General features: G+C 65.3%; 1 pseudogene. It reads right to left on the minus strand.

Annotated elements, in window-relative coordinates:
• Positions 1-1,541: pseudogene (locus tag ELR45_RS38805) on the minus strand (hypothetical protein); the annotation flags it as partial.
• Between the last annotated feature and the right edge of the window lie 50 nt (positions 1,542-1,591).

The raw sequence follows: 1,591 nt of genomic DNA on the forward strand, positions 1-1,591 counted from the left end.
TCCGCATCGACATCCGCGTCAGCATCCGCATCGACATCGGCGTCGGCATCCGCATCCGCATCCGCATCCGCGTCAGCGTCAACATCGGCATCCGCATCCGCGTCCGCGTCAACATCGGCATCCGCATCCGCGTCCGCGTCAACATCGGCATCCGCATCCGCATCCGCATCCGCATCGACATCCGCGTCGGCATCCGCATCCGCATCGACATCCGCGTCAGCGTCAGCGTCCGCATCCGCGTCAGCGTCCGCATCCGCATCCGCGTCGGCATCCGCGTCAGCGTCCTCCTCAGTCTCTTCCTCCGGGTAGATCCCGCCCTCGGGGACCTCAACGTAGACGTCCGGGAAGCTCATGATGTAGCCGCCCACGTTCGCGATCTCGGTGTCGGGCAGCGGCCCTGTACCCGGGATCTGGATCGTGGCGTCGATCGAGACTCCACCAAAGTTGAACCACGCCGACGTGCCGTCCTCAGCGACCTCCTCGTCGATGATCTCGGCGCCGCCCACGCTCAGCTCGACGACCGGGTTGTCCTCCGAGGGCAGCGAGATCGTCTCGGCCACGCCGAGGTCAAGCTCGATGCCGCAGTCACCCTCGTCGCCGATCTCGGGGAACACACCGAGGTCACACGGAACGAAAAGAGCCAGCAGCGGCACGTCCGGCTCGGTGCCGACCTCGCCGCCGTCGATCGCGGCGCCGCCAGGCTCCCCGTCGGCGTAGGCACGAATGTTCGCAACGTGTTCCTCACCGCTGCCCGGCACGATGCCGATCGAGACACCGCCGTTGTCGACACCGCCGAACAGATCCACCGCGGCGAACTCACCCGAGATCTCGGAGTACGCAGCCAGGCTGCCGTCCTCCTTCACCTCGGTGCCCGCCTCAGTGAAGATCTGACCGCCCTGAGCCTGAATCAGGTTCCCATCCAGCAGACCAGGCACTGGAACCGGCAGCAGGCCTCCGCCGAGCGTGTCCCCAAGATTCAGGAACTCGACGTCAGCAATCACATCGTCGACCCAGGCCAGCTCGCCGCTGACACCCGGGGCGAGGAACTCGTCGTCCCAGTTCGCCTTGCTCAGGCCATGAAAGCCCCGCGCAGACCCGATTCCTCCGAGATCGGCGTCAATACCCGGGCTTTCCGCCGGCTCGTCCACCTGCGGGAGGGCCTGCTGCTCAGTGGTGTAAATGTCAAGCGGCCCCACACCGAGGCCCTCAATCTGCGCCAGCGCGGAATGCGCATGGCTGTAGACCTCGTCACCGAGCTCGAGGCCATCGGAGTCCACCTCGGTCAAGACGGGACCAAGTTCGGCCGTACCGTTGAGAAGGTCGCCGAGACCCGGCAAACCTCCCAGCGCACTGAGGTGGAGGTTGATGTACCCGCCGTCCGCACCGGCACGGAAACTTCCCATGCCTTCGGTGTCCGGAACTGCAGCAGGCTGCGGCTCAGCCGCAACGTGCGCCAGCGACACGCCGAACGCACACGCCGAGGCAACACCAACGGACACCATGGCCCGTACAGCGCGCCTCCGCGGCTTTGTTTCAGCCATTTCTATTTCTCCCCTAGAGAGTTCATGACTCCCATCACTTACAAGATCAC

Source organism: Phytoactinopolyspora endophytica (assembly GCF_004138495.1).
GTDB lineage: Bacteria > Actinomycetota > Actinomycetes > Jiangellales > Jiangellaceae > Phytoactinopolyspora > Phytoactinopolyspora endophytica.